This is a genomic window from Corallococcus carmarthensis, from assembly GCF_003611695.1.
GTDB classification, from domain to species: domain Bacteria; phylum Myxococcota; class Myxococcia; order Myxococcales; family Myxococcaceae; genus Corallococcus; species Corallococcus carmarthensis.
On record NZ_RAWE01000226.1, the window covers coordinates 1 to 16,255 of the forward strand.

Sequence of the window (16,255 nt, forward strand, 5' to 3'; positions counted from 1 at the left end):
GGGCGACGGAACGCGAGGCTCCGGCCATGGCACGGGGCGCGGCGGCCGGCGGTTCCACGCCGCTGGCGGACAGCGGGGCGCGGGCTGCGGCGGCCGGCGGTTCCACGCCGCTGGCGGACAGCGGGACCCGGGGCGCGTGCCCGGCTCGCGGGGCGCGTTCGGCGCGGGCGGGGGCTTCGCGGATCTGCGTGCCCGCGTTCTTGGAGGCGCGGGCGGCGTTGTCGTCGGCGGTGGCGGCCTTGCGCGAAACGGCGGGGGCTTCGGGTTCCGCGTCCGGAGGGAGCGCTGCTCCGAAGGCCGTGGTCCTTTCGCGCGGAGGTGTGGCGGCGGCTCGCGGCTTGCGGTCGGGCGCGGAGGTTCCGTCATCCGGCGTGGAGCCTGGGTCCTGGGCCGTGCTGCTCGCCGCACCGCGAGCGGGCTTCATGGCCCGGGCCATGCCGCTGGGTGCGGGGGCGGAGTCCGCGAGGGAGACCGGGACATCCGCTGGCGCCTTCGTGGACGCGGAGCGACGGGGCGGCTCCGCTTCCGGTGACGTGCTCGCGACCGGGGCGTCGCGACCGGACGGTGCCTTCGGTTGGCGGAGTGACTCCGAGCCCGGCGATGCGGTGCCTACCGGCGGATGACTTCCCGATGGGGCCTTCGGTTGGCGAGGTGCATCCGTCACGGACGCAGCGGCGCCCACCGAAGCATGGCGCCCTGAGGGCGCCTTGGGTTGCCGAGGCGCTTCCGTGGCGGGCGATGCGGCGCCCACCGGAGCATGACGCCCTGAGGGGGCCTTGGGTTGCCGAGGCGCTTCCGTGGCGGGCGATGCGGCGCCCACCGGGGCATGACGCCCTGAGGGCGCCTTGGGTTGCCGAGGCGCTTCAGTGGCGGACGCCGCGACGCCCACCGGAGCATGACGCCCTGAGGGGGTCTTCGGCTGAAGGACGACCTCCGCACCGGGCGACGTCTCCGCGAGCGAGGCAAGGCTTCCAACCTGGGCCTTTGCGGACGGCGACGCGCCTGGAGCTGCCGCCGTTCCTCGACCTGGATCCTTCGCCGTACGGTCGGCCGCGTCACTCCGGGCCTCCGCTCGCCCACGCTTCCGGTTGCCTGGAGCCGCGTCGAGCTCCGCTCCTGATGCCGCGGGCGCACGGGGTGCTTGTGCCGCGGCTTCACGTTCCTTGGGCGAAGCGGGAGAAGCCCCGGCGGGTGAGGCCTTGGCCTTCTTGGACACGCCCTCCTTCGTCCGGGTTGAGCGCTTCCCCGATGCACCGTCAGGCGCGGCTTCCTCCGCCTTGAGCAGCGCGGGGACGTCCGTGTTGGACGTCACCTCGTCGGACAGGTCCTTGCCCTTCGCGGGCATGCGCCCCGTGGAGACTGGCGGCGCCACGAGCACCGACGGCGGCGGCATCCCGCCGGCCTGCGAGGGCATCGCGCGCACGGGCTCGGGCGGGGGCGGACGGGCGCGCTGGTCGCGGGACTTGCGCAGGCTGTCGGCGCGGCGCGCGTAGAGGCGGGCCTTCTCGGTGTTGTGCAGCACCTCGCGGCAGAAGAGCGCGAGCCGCTCCCACGTGTGCTGGCGCTCCTCGTCGTCCTCCGTCGCGGTGGCCGCGTTCTCCAGTGCCCAGGCGGCCTCGCCAAACTGCTCGCGTTCGGTGCAGCGGTCCGCGAGCAGCAACCAGGCTTCCTTGTGTCCCGGCTCGAAGCGCACGGCCTGACGCAGCTCCGCCAGGGCCGCGCCCGCGTCGCCCATCGCCTCCAGCGTGGCGATCCGCTCCAGGTGCGCCTTGCGCGCGGCCGGCCCCCGAGGCTCGCGGGCGAGCTGCGCGTGCAGCAACTGGCTCAGCGCGGGCAGGTCGCCCAGACGGCGCGCGAGCGCCAGGAGGTGCTCCCGGGGCTGCTCGTTGTCCGGGCTCTCCGCGAGCACCTCGGCCCAGGCCCACTGCGCGATGCGCAGGTCGCCCAGGGATTCCTCCGCGGTCTGCGCGAGCACCCGCAGCGCTTCCAGGCGATCCGGCGCGCGGCGCGGCGCGGCGGCACAGGCGGCGCGCAGCCGCTCGACCTGGGCGAAGCGCTCCTCGTCGGAGACACTGCGCACGAGCCCCGCGAGCACCGGCAGCATCCCGGGCACGAGCGCATCCGCCGCCTCGAAGTCCGCGCGCGCCTTGGCGGGGACGCCCATGTTCAGCTGCCGCTCGCCCCGCGTCAGCAGGGCCACGGCCCGGGCCCGTGAAGTCCTCGCGCGGGAGATCGCGTCATCGAGCGCACGGCGCACGAGCGAGGCGTCCTCGCGCTGCGACAGCAGCCGGACCTGTTCACGCAACGCGGTGCGCTCACCGGTCAGCTCGACGATCTCCCGGTACATGCGCGCGGCACCCGCGGAGTCCTGGAGCTCGTTCTCCATCACCTCCGCGAGCCGCGTGAGCGCCTCGGCGCGCTCCGGAGCGTCCTTCGCCCGGTCCGCGCGCTTGAGGTACAGCTGGGCCAGTTCGCGCCACGCACGGCGCGCGATGAGCTGTGCCTCCTGGCGCTGGGACCCGGCCCGCTCCGAGCCCTCATCCTGAGCACGTGCCGGTGAAGCCGCGTCCGAAGCCGGGCTTGCACCGGGCTCGGAGGGCTTCACCGATGGGACGCGGGTGGAGTCACGCTTGGGCGCGGCAGGGGTCGACTGTGAGGGAGCGCGCGGCGGAGCCAGGTCCGGCTGCGGGAAGACCACTTCCGCGGTGGATTCCTCCTCGTCGAACGCAGGCTTCGAAGCAGCGGGAACCAGCACGGAGGCCCGTCGCGGAGCGGCTGGCTTCTCATCACGGGCCGGCGTTGACGCGGAAGCGCCCTTCTCCGTTTCGACACGCTCGGGCGGGATGATCTCCGAGGTCGCTTCGTCGGCGTCGAACGCCATCGCAGGCGCGCCCGGTACCAGCACCGCGGTGGGCGGACGCGGGGAGGAGCTCCGTTCCGCGGAAGCACCTGCATCCGTGGCCTTCGCGGCAGCGTCGGCCGTACGCGGAGGGAGTACTTCCGACGTCGCTTCGTCCGAGTCGAAACCCTTCGAGGGACCACCCGGCACCAGCACCGCATCAGGCTGGCGTGGAGGCGTCTTCTTCGATGGCGATGCGTTCTCGCCGGATGCCTTCGCCTGAGCTTCAGCTGCCGGCTCAGACGGACGCGGAAGGAGCATCTCCGACGTTGATTCGTCTACGTCAAAGGCCTTGGAAGGCGCGCCCGGTACCAGCACGGCTCCAGGCGAACGCGGCGGCATCCGCTCCGATGCGGACTCGTCGCGACCGGAGGTCTTCGAGGGGGCCACCGCCATCGCGGCGGGTGTCTCCTCGGATGGCTTCGGCGGCGTAGGCGCGGGCGTCTCATCGAGAGCCTGTGCGGCATCGGCTGGCGGCGCCTCTTCGAGCTTCTTGCCGAAGACCTGCGTCGCCTCGAACAACGGAGGGGCGCTCTGAGCGGCAACAGGCGGCTTCGCGAATTCTTCAGGCGTCCGCGTCGCATCCGACGACGGTGCATCAACGGACTTCACTTCGGACGCCACCGCCGTGTCCGCGGGCAGTGACGACGCGTCCGACGTCGCGGACGCGTGTTCAGGCGGTTGCGCTGCATCCGCTGACGACGATGCCGTCTCGACGCGAGTAGGAGCCTGTGTCTCGTCGGACAACAACAATGCGCGCAACGCCTCGATGACGTGCTCAGGCACATCCGCGGCGTTCGCGGACGACGCAGCGCTCGACACCGCGACGCCGTGCTCGGACGACGCAGCGCTCGACACCGCGACGTCGCTCTCGAGCGCCTGGGCAGCATCCACTGGCGATGATGCGGTCGATACGCTTGAAGCGCTCTCCAGCGCCAATGCCTCTGGCGATGCCACGACCGCACTCGAAGGTGCCTGCGCCGCATCCGACACCGCAGTGACGGCCTCGGACCTCGGCGCCGCGTCCACGGACGACGACGCGTTCAAGGCCTCGGCGTTCCCGGCCATCGACGGCGCATCGGCTGACGGCAGGGCGTTCAGCGTCGCCCCATCCCTCGGCGACGACTCACCGGATGCCTCGGTGCCCTTGTCGCTCGGCGCCTGCACTGCCTCGACAGGCGCCGGAACGGACCTCACCCCCTGCGGCGGCGTCACCACGCGGGCCTTGCCCGGACCTTCGTCCTCCCAGGGGAACTCCGGTCCTCGCGACGCCGGCGTTCCCAGCCCCGCCCACTCTCCCAGCGGGACCTGCACCGTGGCGGCTCGCGAAGCCCTGGCTGCCGGCGCCGGCACTGGCACCACCGGCATCTCCACCACCGTGTTCCCCAGCTCCGGATCCGACAGCGCCAGCGCGGACACCTCCACGGTCTTCGTCCGGGACTCCTCGTCCTCCCCTGGCGGCTGCCGCGACGGCGCTTCCTTCGCCTTCGCCACCCGCTCGCGCAGCACGTCGAGCACGAAGCGGGCCCGAGCGTCGTCGGGCGCGTCCATCAACAACCCGTTGAGCACCGCCGCGGCGCGCGCCTCCTGCCCCGTGCGCCGCAACACGCGCGACAACTGCCGGCGGACCTCGCGGCGCACCTCGCCCCGCTCCGTCACCATCGCCGCGTCCAGCAGGGTGATGACGGCGCGCTCCGTGCCCGCTCGCAGCGCGCAGCGGACCAGCGCCGCCGCCAGTCGGGGCGTCATCGGCAGGGAACGGCTGGCGGACACCAGGCCGGAATACGCTCGCGCCGCCTGCCCCTCCCGGAGCAACCGGGCGGCGTCCCGGCAGACCTGGGCCACCGCGCCTCGCACGTCCTCTCCTCGCGAGCCCATTCCCGGTCCGCGAAGGGAGGGCTCTGGCGTCTGTGGGCCCTTGCCGTGTCTCCCGCCACCCATGAAGTCCCCAGTCTACACACGATGCTCGCGACGCGGGCACCTCGTCCGCCCCAGCGAAGGGGGCCGGGTTTTCCAGGTTCTCAGGAGGCGTCCGCCGCCACGATGGGCCCCTCTGGAACACGCACCTTCGCGGCTTCGAAGAAGGCCCGCAGGTCGTCCGGCACCAGGGCCTCCAGCCGGAGCGGCCGGCCCGTGCGCGGATGGCCCAGCTCCAGCGCCTGCGCATGCAGCAGGCACCGCGGCGCCATCAGGCGCCCAGCGCTCTCCGCGCCGCCGTAGCGCGCGTCCCCCAGGATGGGATTCCCCAGCGCCGTCAGGTGCGCCCGGAGCTGATGCGTACGGCCCGTCCGGGGCAGCAGCTCCACCAGGCAGAACGCATCGCCCGCGAACAGCGTCCGGTAGTCCGTCCACGCGGGCACGCCGTTGGCCGCGCGGGTCGCCCGCCAGCGCCCCGGCCGCGATGGATCCTTCGACAAGGGCAGGTCCACCGTGCCGCCCGCCGGAAGCCCTGGCCCCGTCGCCGCGAGGTACCGCTTGCGCGCGGTGCCTTCCCGGAACGCCTCGGCCAGCGCGGAGGTGGCGGCGGCCGTCTTGCCGAACACCGTCACCCCGGAGGTCTCCCGGTCCAACCGGTGCACCAGCCCCGCCTGCCGTCCCAGGTGCTCGCTCACCAGGTCCACCAGGCTTCCGCCCACGCGGCCTTCGGTGGGCTGCGCGTTCAGGCCCGCGGGCTTGTCCACCGCGATGACGTCCGCGTCCTCGAACAGCACGCGCAAGGGGGCCGCGGGCTTCGCGGCCTCCAACGGACTCTGCCCCGCCTCCTCCAGCACCACCGTCACCACCTGCGCGGGCCGCAGCCGCGCCGCCCCGTCCCGCGCGCGGCGCCCCGCCACGTACACGGCGCCTACGTCCACCAGCCGCCGCACGTCCGCCACCGGCAGCGCCAGCTCCGCCGCCACCGCGTCCACCAGCGCGCGCCCCGCGTGCGCCCCTTCCGCACGGAACGTCCGGCGCTTCATCGCGTGCCCTCCCCGTCCACCCCTTCCAGGGGGAATTCCAGGGGGGCATGCGGCCGGGCAGCGGAGGCAAAGGACATGGCGCGACACTCTATGCGCGTGCTCCCTGCCCTGACGCGGGCTTCCTGTTACCTTCCGCGCCGCCATGGACCGCCCCCTGCACTCCGTCCGGTCGCGGCTGGATGACTTCCTCGCCGAACTGGCCACCCTCCAGTACCGCTACGGCGCCGGACTCTCCCCGGACCTCCCCGTCGCACGGCTGTACGCCTCCTTCCCGGAGCTGTCCTCGCCGGAGACCTTCGCCGCCGCCAACGAGGCGCTCGCCCGCGCGAAGGGCAAGGACGACCCCGTCGCCGTCCGCCGCATCACGCTGGTGCGCGAGCTCATCGCCACCCAGGTGGAGGAATCCCTCGCCCTGCCCGCGGCGGACGCCGTCGTCGCGCTGGAGGCCCGTTCCCACATCCCCGCCGACGACACGACGCTGTCGCTGGCCCAGGCCCTGTCCCAGCTTCCGCGCGAGCCCCACCGCGCCCGCCGCGCCCTGCTGGAGCGCGGCGCCGGCAACTTCCTCTGGGAGAACCGGGGCGCCTACGGAGACCGGCGCGACGCCGCCCTCCAGGCCGCGGAGGTGCTGGGCTTCCCGGACTACCCCGCCCTGCGCCAGGACGTCACCGGCATCGACACCACGAAGCTCGCCCAGGCCGCCGAGGAGACCCTCCGGCGCACCGAGGACGCCTACCGCGACGTGCTGGCCTATGTGCTGCGCAAGCTGGAGCCCACCCTGCGCCCGCTGCCCGGCGGCGAGGCGCGGCGCCATGACGTGCAGCACGCCCTGCGCGCCCCGTGGATGGACGCCCACTTCCGCCGCGAGGACACCGTCCCCGCCGTGATGCGCTGGCTGTCCGACTGGGGCCTCCACCCGGAGGCCGGAGGCCGCATCCGCCTGGACGACGAGGCCCGCCCCGGCAAGGCGTCACGCCCCTTCGTCGCCGCCGTGCGCGTGCCCCACGAAATCCGCCTGGTCCTCCAGCCCCGGAGCGGCATGGACGCGCTGGGTGACCTGCTCCACGAGCTGGGCCACGCGTGGCACCTGGCCCACGTGGACGCGGACGCCCCCATGGAGCTGCGCCGGCTGGGCGACGCCTCCGTCACGGAGGCCTACGCCGCCACCTTCGAGCGGCTGCTGCTGTCCCCGCCCTGGCTCAAGCGCTACCTGGGCCTGGCGTCCGGCACGACGAAGGACGTCGTGCGCATGGGCGCCTTCCAGGCCCTGGCCGTGCTGCGCCGCCACTGCGCGAAGCTGTCCTACGAGCTGTCGCTCAGCACCAAGGGCGCCTCCACCGACCGCGCGGACGAGTACGCCGACGGCCAGCGCCGCGCCCTCTTCGCGCAGCCGCACCCGGGCTTCTTCCTGCATGACGTGGATTCACAGCTCTACGTCACCCGCTACCTGCGGGCCTGGGCCCTGGAGACCCGGCTCACCGCATCCCTGCTGGAGCGGTTCAACGAGGACTTCTGGCGCAACCCCGCGGCCTTCACCTGGCTCAAGGGGCTTTTCGCGCGGGGCGGCGCCGCCGACGCGGAAGGACTGGCCACGGACGTCTCGGGCACGCCGCTGGCGCTGCCCGAGGCGGGAGCGCGCCTCGTGGCCATCCTCAACCAGTAGGGAAACCGCCCCTACTTCTTCTTGGCGCGCAGCGCGCGGACGATCTTGTCCTTCGCCGCGTTGGCCGGGGCCTCGCGGGTGTGGACCGCGGCGGGCGCCTTGGTGGCCTTGGCCGCCGTGCGCGCGCGCATGGCCTTCATCAGCTGCATCTCGATGACGAGCAGCTCGTCCGCGAGCTCCGCGTTGGCACCCGCGGCGCGGGGCAGCGGCGCGCTCTTGCTGGGGGCGCCCGCGCCATGGCGCATGCGCAGGGCCTTCTCCTCCTCGGCCGTCAGCGTGGTGGACTTCTCCAGCGCCGCCTTGACCTCTTTCGCGGTCAACGTGCTACTTCCGACCTTGCGCTCCATCTCCGCTCCCTTCGTTGTGCACGCCTGAACACCCGAGCATGTCAGATGCGTCTGGGCCGCAACCGACGAGGATTGTAGAGGGTGCAAGAGGGCCGTCAAAATTTCTTCCAACAGGCCGCTGCCAGTCTGTAGCGACCCGCCCCACCCGCTACAGCTACAGACGCATCCCCAGGCCCAGGAACGTGGAGCGCAGGTTCTGCCTCTCCCCGGAGAACGGATTCCCCCGGGCGGAGAAGTTCTGGTAGCGCGCCTCGGCGGAGAGGAAGAGGTTCTCCCCCAGCTCCAGTCCCACGCCGCCGCACAGCTCGAAGCCCACCTGGAGCACGCGGCTGCCCAGCGCGTCCGGGGCCACCGGCTGGGGCCGGGAATGGGGCACCAGCAGGCTGGCCCCCACCCCCAGGAAGGGCCGCACCCGGGTATCCCCCAGGGGCACCACGCGCACGGACATGGGCGTCACCTCCGTCAGGTGCCGGCTGGACGCCAGGTGCCCGCCCACCTCCAGCACCGCCCCCGGCTTGCGGTACGCCCAGCCCAGGCCCGCGCTGTAGCCCACGGTGCGCCCCACCTCCGCGTCACCCTGGAGCACGTAGGCCCCCAATGGCGCGACGGTGATGCCCAGGTCGCGGGCGGGTTCGGCGAGGGCCGGGGCCGCCAGCAGCGCGAGCCCGGTACACGCCAGGGGAAGGGCGGAACGGAACATGGCCCTCTCCACAGCAAGGCCAGGGCCAGGGGGGTTCCCCAGCCGCTTCAAGCACTTGCGGGAAGGCCGGGGCCGGACGGCGGCCCACGCAGGACACGGCCGTCACAGCCCTGGAAGGCAGGGCGCACTCCCGAGCCTCCGGGCCGGAAGCCGTGGGGCTTCAAACGGTCAGGAGGGCCTCAGGAAGCGCGGGGGACGTCAGTTGCCCTCGCCCTCGTCCTCGGGTTCCGGGGCGCCGGGCGTGGCGCCCGGGGCGGCGGGCGAGTCTCCCGGCTTGGTGCGCGGGATGCCGAAGTGGTCCAGCGCGTCCGCGATGCCCTGGGGCTTGTCCGCGTCCGGCAGGAAGTCCTGGGGCGGCTGCAGCTGGGGGTCCTTGCCAATCTCCGTGAGGGAGGACTCCAGCGTCATGCGCAATTCGGCGGCCTCCGGGGTCTTCTCCTGGGGCACGCCGATGCGGCCGTCCAGCCGGGCCTTGAGGACCACGGACGTGACCGAGTCCACCAGCACCTCGCCCTCCAGCGAGCGCGGCAGCCGGTTCGCGAAGAAGTTGGCGCGGCGCTTCGTCGTCTCGTCCGCGTTCTTGGGCGCGAAGGCGGCGGGCATCTTCCGCGGCGTGCCGCCCTCCTGGGGGGCGCCCAGGGACACGTTGTACTTCCACGCGGTGCGCCCCTCATGGGTGACGGTGCCCGCGGGGGTGAGCTTGATGCGGCCCTGGAAGAGGCTGTCGAAGTCGCGGATGGCGCCCGTCAGCTCCGTGCGGGTGCGCTCGGCCATGCCGCGGTCGCGCAGGCGCTGGCGGTAGGGGCCGTAGCGGTTGCGCGCGAAGACCTGGCCCTTCACGCGCATCACCTCCAGGCCCTGGTCCCGCGAGTTCTCCAGGATGCCGTGGAAGTCGCCGTTGACGCCGCCGGGGCCCGCGCGGAAGGAGCGCGTCTCCGTGAGCTTCACGGGGTTGTTGCCGCTGGGGCCGGCCCACTCGTAGCTGAGGGTGGACTGGAAGAAGTGCGGGCCCAGCCGCTCGGTCACCTCCGCGGCGTCCATGCCCAGGATGCGGCGCGACACCTGGGGGTTGTCCGCGACGTCCTCCGGCGGCAGCTTCTCCTTCGCCGAGGCCACCACCTTCGGCGGGTCCTCCGCGGAGAAGATGCGGGCCTTGGCCGCCTTGTCGACGGGGTCGGAGCAGCCGGCGGCTGCCAGGACCAGGGCGAGGGCGGCGGACTTCGTCAGACTTCTCACGGAACCTCCACGACCAGGACGGCGGGGGCGGCAAGTTACGTGGGGGCCACAGGAGCGGCAAGCGGTGGCTTGCGTGCGGCCGTGCAAGGGATAGAACGCCCAACCCATGCAGAACCTGCGAGACAAGTTGTTGAAAGCGGGCCTCGTCTCCGAGGAGCAGGCCAAGAAGTCCGACTCCACGCCCACGCCGCCACGGCGCCAGGAGGACAACCGGGGGAGCGCTCCACGCGCCCCCGCGCCTCGGGGACGTGATGAGAATCGGACAGCCGGAGGCCCGCCGCGCCGTGATGACCGCGGAGGTCCACCGCGCCGTGAGGGCGGTGGCGGTCCGCCGCGCGGCGCCGGAGGCCCTCCACGCGGCGCCGGAGGTCCCCCGCGTCAGGGTGCCGGCGGTCCGCCGCGCCAGGGCGGAGGCTTCCGAGGCGGCCCCCAGGGAGGGTTCGGCGGAGCCGCGCGTCCAGGCGGCACGACGACCGAGAAGCCCATCCCCAAGCTGCCGCCCATGCCGGGCTCCAAGGCCTACCAGCGCGCCGAGTCCAAGAAGCAGGTGGAGCTGGACCGGGCCCTGCGTGAGCTGGTGCTGGGCGCCCAGGTGCCCCAGGAGCCGGGCGAGACGGCCTTCTACTTCATGACGCGCAAGGGAAAGCTGCGCCGCATGGAGCTGAGCCCCGCCCAGGCCAAGCAGCTGGAGGACGGCGAGCTGGGCGTGGTGGAGCGTCCGGAGCCCGCGCAGATTGAGCACTCGCTGGTGCCCGCCGCCGCGGCCGAGCAGATGTACGCGCTGTCCGCCAAGGCCGTGCGCTTCTTCAACCGCAAGGAGAACCCCGTCGGCTTCATGAACGACGAGGAGCTCAAGGCGCAGCAGGCCGCCGAGGCCTCCGGCACCGCGCCGGAAGTCGCCGACGAGCCCGAGGCCTCCTCCGAGGAAGGTTCCGAGGAAGGCGGCGCGTCCGACGAAGCGCAGGCGTCCTCCGAGGCCTCCGCTTCCGAGCCTTCTGGCGAGCCGTCGTCCGAGCCTTCTGGCGAGCCTTCGGGCGAAGGCGGCACCCAGTCCTGATGTTCCTTCCCGTGCCCTCCCCTCCTTCCCATCCGGGAGCGAGGGGAGGCGCGGCTTCCACCGGACGTCCGCGTCAGCCGAACGCGTCGATGCCGGTGATGGCCTTGCCCAGCACCAGCGTGTGCACCTCGTGGGTGCCCTCGTAGGTGAAGACGGACTCCAGATTGAGCATGTGGCGCACGGGCGGGTAGTCGTCCGTGATGCCGTTGGCGCCGTAGATGCTCCGGGCCACGCGGGCGATGTCGAGCGCGCTCTTCACGTTGTTGCGCTTGGCCAGGCTCACCATCACGGGGTTGCTCTTGCCTTCATCCTTGAGGCGCGCGAGCCGCAGGCTCAGGAGCTGCGCCTTGACGATCTCCTGGAGCATGTCCGCCAGCTTCTCCTGCGTGAGCTGGTAGCCGGCGATGGACTTGCCGTCGAACTGCGTGCGGGACAGCGCGTACTCGCGCGCGCCCTCGAAGCAGGCGATGGCCGCGCCCGTCACCGCGAACGCGATGCCCGCCCGGGCGTTGTTGAGACACGACAGCGGCCCCTTGAGGCCCACGACGCCGGGCAGCACGTTGCGGTCCGGCACGCGCACGTCCTGGAAGGACAGCTCGCTGGTGCGCGAGGCGCGCAGGGAGAACTTGCCGGGAATCTCCCGCGCGCTGAAGCCGGGCATCCCCTTCTCCACCAGGAAGCCGCGCACGGACTCCGGGCCACCGTCGTCCGTCTTGGCCCACACCACCGCGACGTCCGCGATGGAGCCATTCGTAATCCAGGCCTTGGTGCCGTTGAGCACCCAGCTGTCTCCGTCCTTCCGGGCGCGGGCGCGCATGCCGCCGGGGTTGGAGCCGAAGTCGGGCTCGGTGAGGCCGAAGCAGCCGATGAGCTGTCCCTTCGCCATGCCCGGCAGGAAGCGCGTCTTCTGCTCTTCACTGCCGAAGGTGTGGATGGGGAACATGCACAGCGAGCCCTGCACGGACGCGAAGCTGCGCAGGCCGGAGTCACCGCGCTCCAGCTCCTGGAGCACCAGGCCGTAGCTGACGGTGTTCATGCCCGCGCAGCCGTAGCCCTGGAGGTTCGCGCCCAGCACGCCCAGCTCCGCCAGGCCCGGGATGAGGTGCGCGGGGAAGGTGCCGTCGCGGAAGTGCTTGCCGATGATGGGCAGCACCTCCGCGTCCACGAAGCGGGCCACCGCGTCGCGTGCGGCCTTCTCCTCGGCGGACAGCAGGTCGTCGATGCGGAACAGGTCGGTGATGTCGGCGCGGGGCATGGCGGCGAGCTTGACGTCGCCATGCGGGAGCCGTCAAACGGACCCGAGGACCCGGTGCCTCAGGGCGTCGCGGGCTTGAGCGCCTGCAGGTCCGCGTCGCGCAGGAAGTTGAACAGCGGACCGTCGATCTTCTGCTGACCGCCCACCACCACGGTGGGCTTGAGGAAGAAGAGGTTGTTCCAGTTGAAGTCATACAGCGCCTGCTCGGCGGTGGCGTTCCAGGTCCCGTCCATGCGGCCGTTGTAGTACCCAAGCTTGTGCAGCACGCGCTTCACGGCCTTCGCGGTCTCCTTATCGAGGCAGATGAGGTCCGACGCGTACGGCGCGGCGACGCCCGCCTGGTAGCGGTTCATCTCCACGTCCAGCTCCTTCAGCGCGTTCTTGCTGCTGTGCACGACGGCGTCCGCCAGCACCTTCGTGTAGAAGACCGCTTCGTTCTCCGAGCTCCAGACGCGGATGACGCCGGAGCGCTCGCCGTTGTTGTCGCCGCCCACCCGGGCCCCCGCCTTGAGCGACGCGAGCAGCCGCTGCGGCAGGCTGCCCGTGGCCTGCTGGAAGCCCGTCGCCATGGCGGCGCAGATGGTGGGAGTGGTCTGGTTGTTGGCCTGCACCACGAAGGTGGCGCCCTTCACGGCGCAGCGATGCGAGGCGCTCTCCGCGCCGGTCTGCTGGCCCACGGTGATGGTGCCATCGGGATTGAGCTTCACCGCGGCGAGCTGGCGGTAGTCCGCGTACGGATCCACGGTGAACACGTAGTCGATGGCGGACTGGGCCGTGTCGCCCGCGTCGGTGCGGGCGATGATCGCCTCGGCGTCATCCACCGAGGGGTAGAACATGCTGGCCACCGCCACGTCCGGACGGCCGTAGGGCACCAGGCCGCTGATGCCCGCAGGGAAGGAGATGCTGGCCACGCCGCAGGACTTCTCCACGGCGTCGCACGCGACGATGGCGCGCGTGCCCAGGACGCGCGGGTTGATGCCGGTGGGCACCGCGGCGATGGCGGACGTGGACGCGAACATCAGACAGGAAGCGGCCAGCAGACCACGCGTGAAGGTCTTCATATGCAGGGGACCTCGATGCAGTGAGTGATGTCTGGAGGAGCCCCCTGGCGCGCGAACGATGCATGTCGCCATGCACCGCCCCGAGGGTCCGGTGCTTCACTCCGCGCCGTGCAGGAACGCCTTCGGATCCGCGTCGCGCAGGGAGTTGACCAGCGGACGGTCGATCTTCCTCTGGCCGTTCACCACCACGGTCGGCTTGAGGAAGAAGAGGTTGTTCCAGTTGAAGTCATACAGCGCCTGCTCGGCGGCGTCGTTCCAGGTCCCGTCCACGACGCCGGTGTAGTACCCGGCCTTGGTCAGAGCATTCTTCACGACCTTCGCGGTCTCCGCGTCGAGCGGGATGAGATCCGACGCGTACGGCGCGGCGATGCCCGCCTGGTAGCGATTCATCTCCACGTCCAGGTCCTTCAGCGCGGTCCTGCTGGTGTGCACGACGGCGTCCGCCAGCACCTTCGTGTAGAACGTCGACTCATTCTCCGAGGTCCAGACGCGGATGACGCCGGAGCGCTCGCCGTTGTTGTCCCTGCCCACGGCGGCCCCCGCCTTGAGCGACGCGAGCAGCCGCTGCGGCAGGCTGCCCGTGGCCGTCTGGAAGCCCGTCGCCATCGCGGCGCAGATGGTGGAGGTGGTCTGGTTGTTGGCCTGCACCACGAAGGTGGCGCCCTTCACGGCGCAGCGCTGCGGCGCGTTCTCCGCGCCGGTCTGCTGGCCCACGGTGATGGTGCCGTCGGGCTTGAGCTTCACCACGGCGAGCTGGCGGTAGTCCGCGTACGGATCCACGGAGAACACGTAGTCGACGGCTTGCTGGGCCGTGTTGCCCGCGTCGACGCGGGCGAGGACCGCCTCTGCGTCATCCACCGACGGGTAGAACATGGTGGCGATCGCCACGTCCGGACGGCCATACGGCACCAGGCCGCTGATGCCCGCGGGAAAGGAGATGCTGGCCACGCCGCAGGACTTCTCCACGGCGTCGCACGCGACGATGGCGCGCGTGCCCATGAGACGCGGGTTGGCGCGGCCGGTGGGCGCCGCGGCGAGGGCGGACGTGGACGCGAACATCATGCAGGAGAGGGCGAGCAGGCCACGCTTGAAGGTCTTCATATCCAGGGGACTCCGATGCAGTGGTTGATGTCTGGAAGAGTCCCCGGCAGCGCAAATGATGCATTTCGTCGTGCACCCGTTCGCCCGGCTCCACGCGCGGGGCTCTATGCTGTCCGGCCATGGCAAACGAGACGACGAAGACAGCGGTGGTGACGGGCGCCAGCCGGGGCATTGGCCGCGCGGTGTCCCTGGCGTTCGCGCGCGAGGGCTATGACGTCTGGGCGCTGGCGCGCTCGGCGGAGTCGCTGGAGGCGCTGCGCAAGGAGGGCGGCGAGCGCATCCGCACGCTCGCGGTGGACGTGGCGGATGAAGCCGCGCTGCTCGCGGCGTGCAAGACCGTCCTGGCGGCGGGGACGCCCCGGGTGCTGGTGAACAACGCGGGCATCACCGTGTCCGCGCCGCTGACGAAGACGTCCACGGCGGACCTGGCGAAGGTGATGGCGGTGAACGTGACGGCGCCCTTCCTGCTGTGCCGCGAGCTGATGCCGGCCATGGCGTCCGCGGGCGGCGGGCGGATCATCAACATCGGCTCCATCACGGCGACGCGCGGGGCGAAGTACACGTCCGCGTACTGCGCGTCCAAGCACGCGCTGCTGGGGCTGACGCGCGCGCTGTCCGTGGAGTACGCGCGCAAGAACGTCACCGTGAACATCGTGAACCCGGGCTGGGTGGAGACGGACATGTTCGCGGGCGCGACGGCCGCCATCAGCAAGACGACGGGCCGCAGCGAGGAGCAGGCCCGCGAGGCCCTGGCCGCGATGAACGCCATGGGCCGCATCATCCAGCCGGAGGAGGTGGCCGCGATGTGCCTCTTCCTCGCGTCGGAGGCAGCGGCGCCCATCACCGGCGCGGCCTACGCCATCGACGGCGGCGAGGCGGCGTAACGAAGGGCTCCAGCGCGCCGGGCCGTCACGTGCCCGGCGTCACCGCGCGAGCAGGGCCATGCGCCGCGCTCCTGCTGTTACAGGCGGTACTGCTCCACGATGTTGGTGACCTCGTGGGACGCGGTGGTGAGGCGCGCGGCGGCCACGGCGCTCGTGGCCACGCGCTCCACCGTCTCGTCCGCCAGGCGCGTCAGGTCACTCAGCGCGGCGAACAGCTCCGCGATGCCCGCGTCCTGCTGGCTCACCATGTCCGCGATGCTCTTCACGGACACGCTGTTGTTCTGGATGACCGCGGCCAGCGCGCGCAGGCTCTCACCCGCCGCGCGCGCCTGATCCAGCCCGCCCTCCACCTCGCGCGTGCCGCCTTCGCTCGTCTGCACCGCTTCGGAGATGGCGCGGCCGATGTCGCCCAGGATGGACTGCACGCGCGCCGTGGCCGTCGCGGACTGGTCCGCCAGCGACCGCATCTGCCGGGCCACCACCGCGAACGCCCGGCCCGCTTCGCCGCTGCGCGCCGCCTCGATGGCCGCGTTCAACGCCAGCACGTTGGACTGGTCCGCCAGGTCCTTCACCGTGCCGGTGATGTCGCCCACCTGGCGCGTGCGCTGCCGCAGCTCCGACACCGTGGTGGAGATGCGCTCCACCTGCGAACGGATGTGCGTGAGCCCGCCCACGCTGCCCGCCACCGCGGACTCGCCCGCCTGTCCCACCGCGCCCGCCTTCTCCGCCTCGCGCAGCACGCCCGTCGCCCGCTGCGCCGCCGCCCGCGAGCTCTCCTGCAACTGCCGCGCGGCGATCTGCGTCTGGTGCAGCGCCGCCGCCTGCCGCGTCACCGCCAGGTTCTGGTCCGACGCGGAGTTCGCCAGCTCCAGCGCCGTCGCCTCCAGCTCCTGCGCGGAGTTCTTCAGCGCCATCAGCACCGCGCGCAGCCGCGCCATCATCTCCCGGAAGGACGCGGCCAGCTGGCCAATCTCGTCATGGGAGTGGATGTCCAGCGTGCCGCTGAAGTCGCTCTCGGCCACCACGCGCGCCGCCGCCGCCGTCAACGCGCCCAGGGGCGCCATCATCCGCCGCACCAGCAGGAACACGCCC

The 16,255-nt window shown here is 72.1% G+C and carries 12 protein-coding genes; 3 read left to right on the top strand and 9 right to left on the bottom strand.

Annotation, left to right across the window (positions count from 1 at the left end):
* On the bottom strand, nucleotides 1-4,756 hold a 4,756-nt coding region (locus D7X32_RS36915), incomplete at its 3' end, for a tetratricopeptide repeat protein (RefSeq protein ID WP_120607227.1).
* Between the two features lie 164 nt (nucleotides 4,757-4,920).
* Nucleotides 4,921-5,859, bottom strand: a complete 939-nt coding sequence (locus D7X32_RS36920; protein WP_120607228.1) for an RluA family pseudouridine synthase — start codon at nucleotides 5,857-5,859, stop codon at nucleotides 4,921-4,923.
* A gap of 142 nt (nucleotides 5,860-6,001) precedes the next feature.
* Between D7X32_RS36920 and D7X32_RS36925 the strand changes: the two genes are divergently transcribed.
* Nucleotides 6,002-7,522 (top strand): gluzincin family metallopeptidase, encoded by a 1,521-nt coding sequence (locus tag D7X32_RS36925; RefSeq protein ID WP_120607229.1) that lies wholly within the window; start codon nucleotides 6,002-6,004, stop codon nucleotides 7,520-7,522.
* An 11-nt stretch (nucleotides 7,523-7,533) separates the two neighbouring features.
* On the opposite strand, the gene D7X32_RS36930 is transcribed toward D7X32_RS36925, so the two are convergent.
* The 3 genes from D7X32_RS36930 to D7X32_RS36940 all read right to left on the bottom strand — a co-directional run bounded on the left by D7X32_RS36930 (nucleotide 7,534) and on the right by D7X32_RS36940 (nucleotide 9,805).
* Nucleotides 7,534-7,869 (bottom strand): hypothetical protein, encoded by a 336-nt coding sequence (locus D7X32_RS36930; protein ID WP_120607230.1) that lies wholly within the window; start codon nucleotides 7,867-7,869, stop codon nucleotides 7,534-7,536.
* Between the two features lie 154 nt (nucleotides 7,870-8,023).
* A complete protein-coding gene (locus D7X32_RS36935) occupies nucleotides 8,024-8,569 on the bottom strand; it encodes a hypothetical protein (RefSeq protein ID WP_120607231.1) in 546 nt (181 codons plus the stop codon).
* Nucleotides 8,570-8,767: 198 nt separating this feature from the next.
* Nucleotides 8,768-9,805, bottom strand: coding sequence for a hypothetical protein (locus D7X32_RS36940; RefSeq protein WP_120607232.1), 1,038 nt, complete (start codon nucleotides 9,803-9,805; stop codon nucleotides 8,768-8,770).
* Between the two features lie 502 nt (nucleotides 9,806-10,307).
* Between D7X32_RS36940 and D7X32_RS47160 the strand changes: the two genes are divergently transcribed.
* Complete coding sequence (locus D7X32_RS47160; RefSeq protein WP_244239388.1) at nucleotides 10,308-10,862, top strand: DUF2058 family protein; 555 nt, start codon at nucleotides 10,308-10,310, stop codon at nucleotides 10,860-10,862.
* Between the two features lie 73 nt (nucleotides 10,863-10,935).
* Here the strand turns inward: D7X32_RS47160 and D7X32_RS36950 are convergent, their stop codons facing one another.
* The 3 genes from D7X32_RS36950 to D7X32_RS36960 all read right to left on the bottom strand — a co-directional run bounded on the left by D7X32_RS36950 (nucleotide 10,936) and on the right by D7X32_RS36960 (nucleotide 14,279).
* The gene (locus D7X32_RS36950; RefSeq protein ID WP_120607234.1) at nucleotides 10,936-12,117 is read right to left on the bottom strand and encodes an acyl-CoA dehydrogenase family protein; all 1,182 of its coding nucleotides are present in this window, start codon (nucleotides 12,115-12,117) and stop codon (nucleotides 10,936-10,938) included.
* A 59-nt stretch (nucleotides 12,118-12,176) separates the two neighbouring features.
* A complete protein-coding gene (locus tag D7X32_RS36955; protein ID WP_120607235.1) occupies nucleotides 12,177-13,178 on the bottom strand; it encodes a DUF1028 domain-containing protein in 1,002 nt (333 codons plus the stop codon).
* Nucleotides 13,179-13,274: 96 nt separating this feature from the next.
* Nucleotides 13,275-14,279: a DUF1028 domain-containing protein gene (locus tag D7X32_RS36960; RefSeq protein WP_120607236.1), complete on the bottom strand. Its 1,005-nt coding sequence runs from the start codon at nucleotides 14,277-14,279 to the stop codon at nucleotides 13,275-13,277.
* A gap of 119 nt (nucleotides 14,280-14,398) precedes the next feature.
* Between D7X32_RS36960 and D7X32_RS36965 the strand changes: the two genes are divergently transcribed.
* Entirely contained in the window at nucleotides 14,399-15,163 is a 765-nt protein-coding gene (locus tag D7X32_RS36965) for an SDR family NAD(P)-dependent oxidoreductase (protein WP_120607237.1), read from the top strand.
* Between the two features lie 77 nt (nucleotides 15,164-15,240).
* On the opposite strand, the gene D7X32_RS36970 is transcribed toward D7X32_RS36965, so the two are convergent.
* The coding region (locus D7X32_RS36970) for a methyl-accepting chemotaxis protein (protein ID WP_147450408.1) at nucleotides 15,241-16,255 on the bottom strand (1,015 nt) is incomplete at its 5' end.

Excerpts from the sequence above, each read along its gene's own strand:
- D7X32_RS36925 (WP_120607229.1), top strand. The coding sequence starts at position 6,002 with ATGGACCGCCCCCTGCACTCCGTCCGGTCGCGGCTGGATGACTTCCTC.
- D7X32_RS36965 (WP_120607237.1), top strand. The coding sequence starts at position 14,399 with ATGGCAAACGAGACGACGAAGACAGCGGTGGTGACGGGCGCCAGCCGG.
- D7X32_RS47160 (WP_244239388.1), top strand. The coding sequence starts at position 10,308 with ATGCCGGGCTCCAAGGCCTACCAGCGCGCCGAGTCCAAGAAGCAGGTG.
- D7X32_RS36935 (WP_120607231.1), bottom strand. The coding sequence starts at position 8,569 with ATGTTCCGTTCCGCCCTTCCCCTGGCGTGTACCGGGCTCGCGCTGCTG.
- D7X32_RS36930 (WP_120607230.1), bottom strand. The coding sequence starts at position 7,869 with ATGGAGCGCAAGGTCGGAAGTAGCACGTTGACCGCGAAAGAGGTCAAG.
- D7X32_RS36920 (WP_120607228.1), bottom strand. The coding sequence starts at position 5,859 with ATGAAGCGCCGGACGTTCCGTGCGGAAGGGGCGCACGCGGGGCGCGCG.
- D7X32_RS36960 (WP_120607236.1), bottom strand. The coding sequence starts at position 14,279 with ATGAAGACCTTCAAGCGTGGCCTGCTCGCCCTCTCCTGCATGATGTTC.
- D7X32_RS36955 (WP_120607235.1), bottom strand. The coding sequence starts at position 13,178 with ATGAAGACCTTCACGCGTGGTCTGCTGGCCGCTTCCTGTCTGATGTTC.
- D7X32_RS36950 (WP_120607234.1), bottom strand. The coding sequence starts at position 12,117 with ATGCCCCGCGCCGACATCACCGACCTGTTCCGCATCGACGACCTGCTG.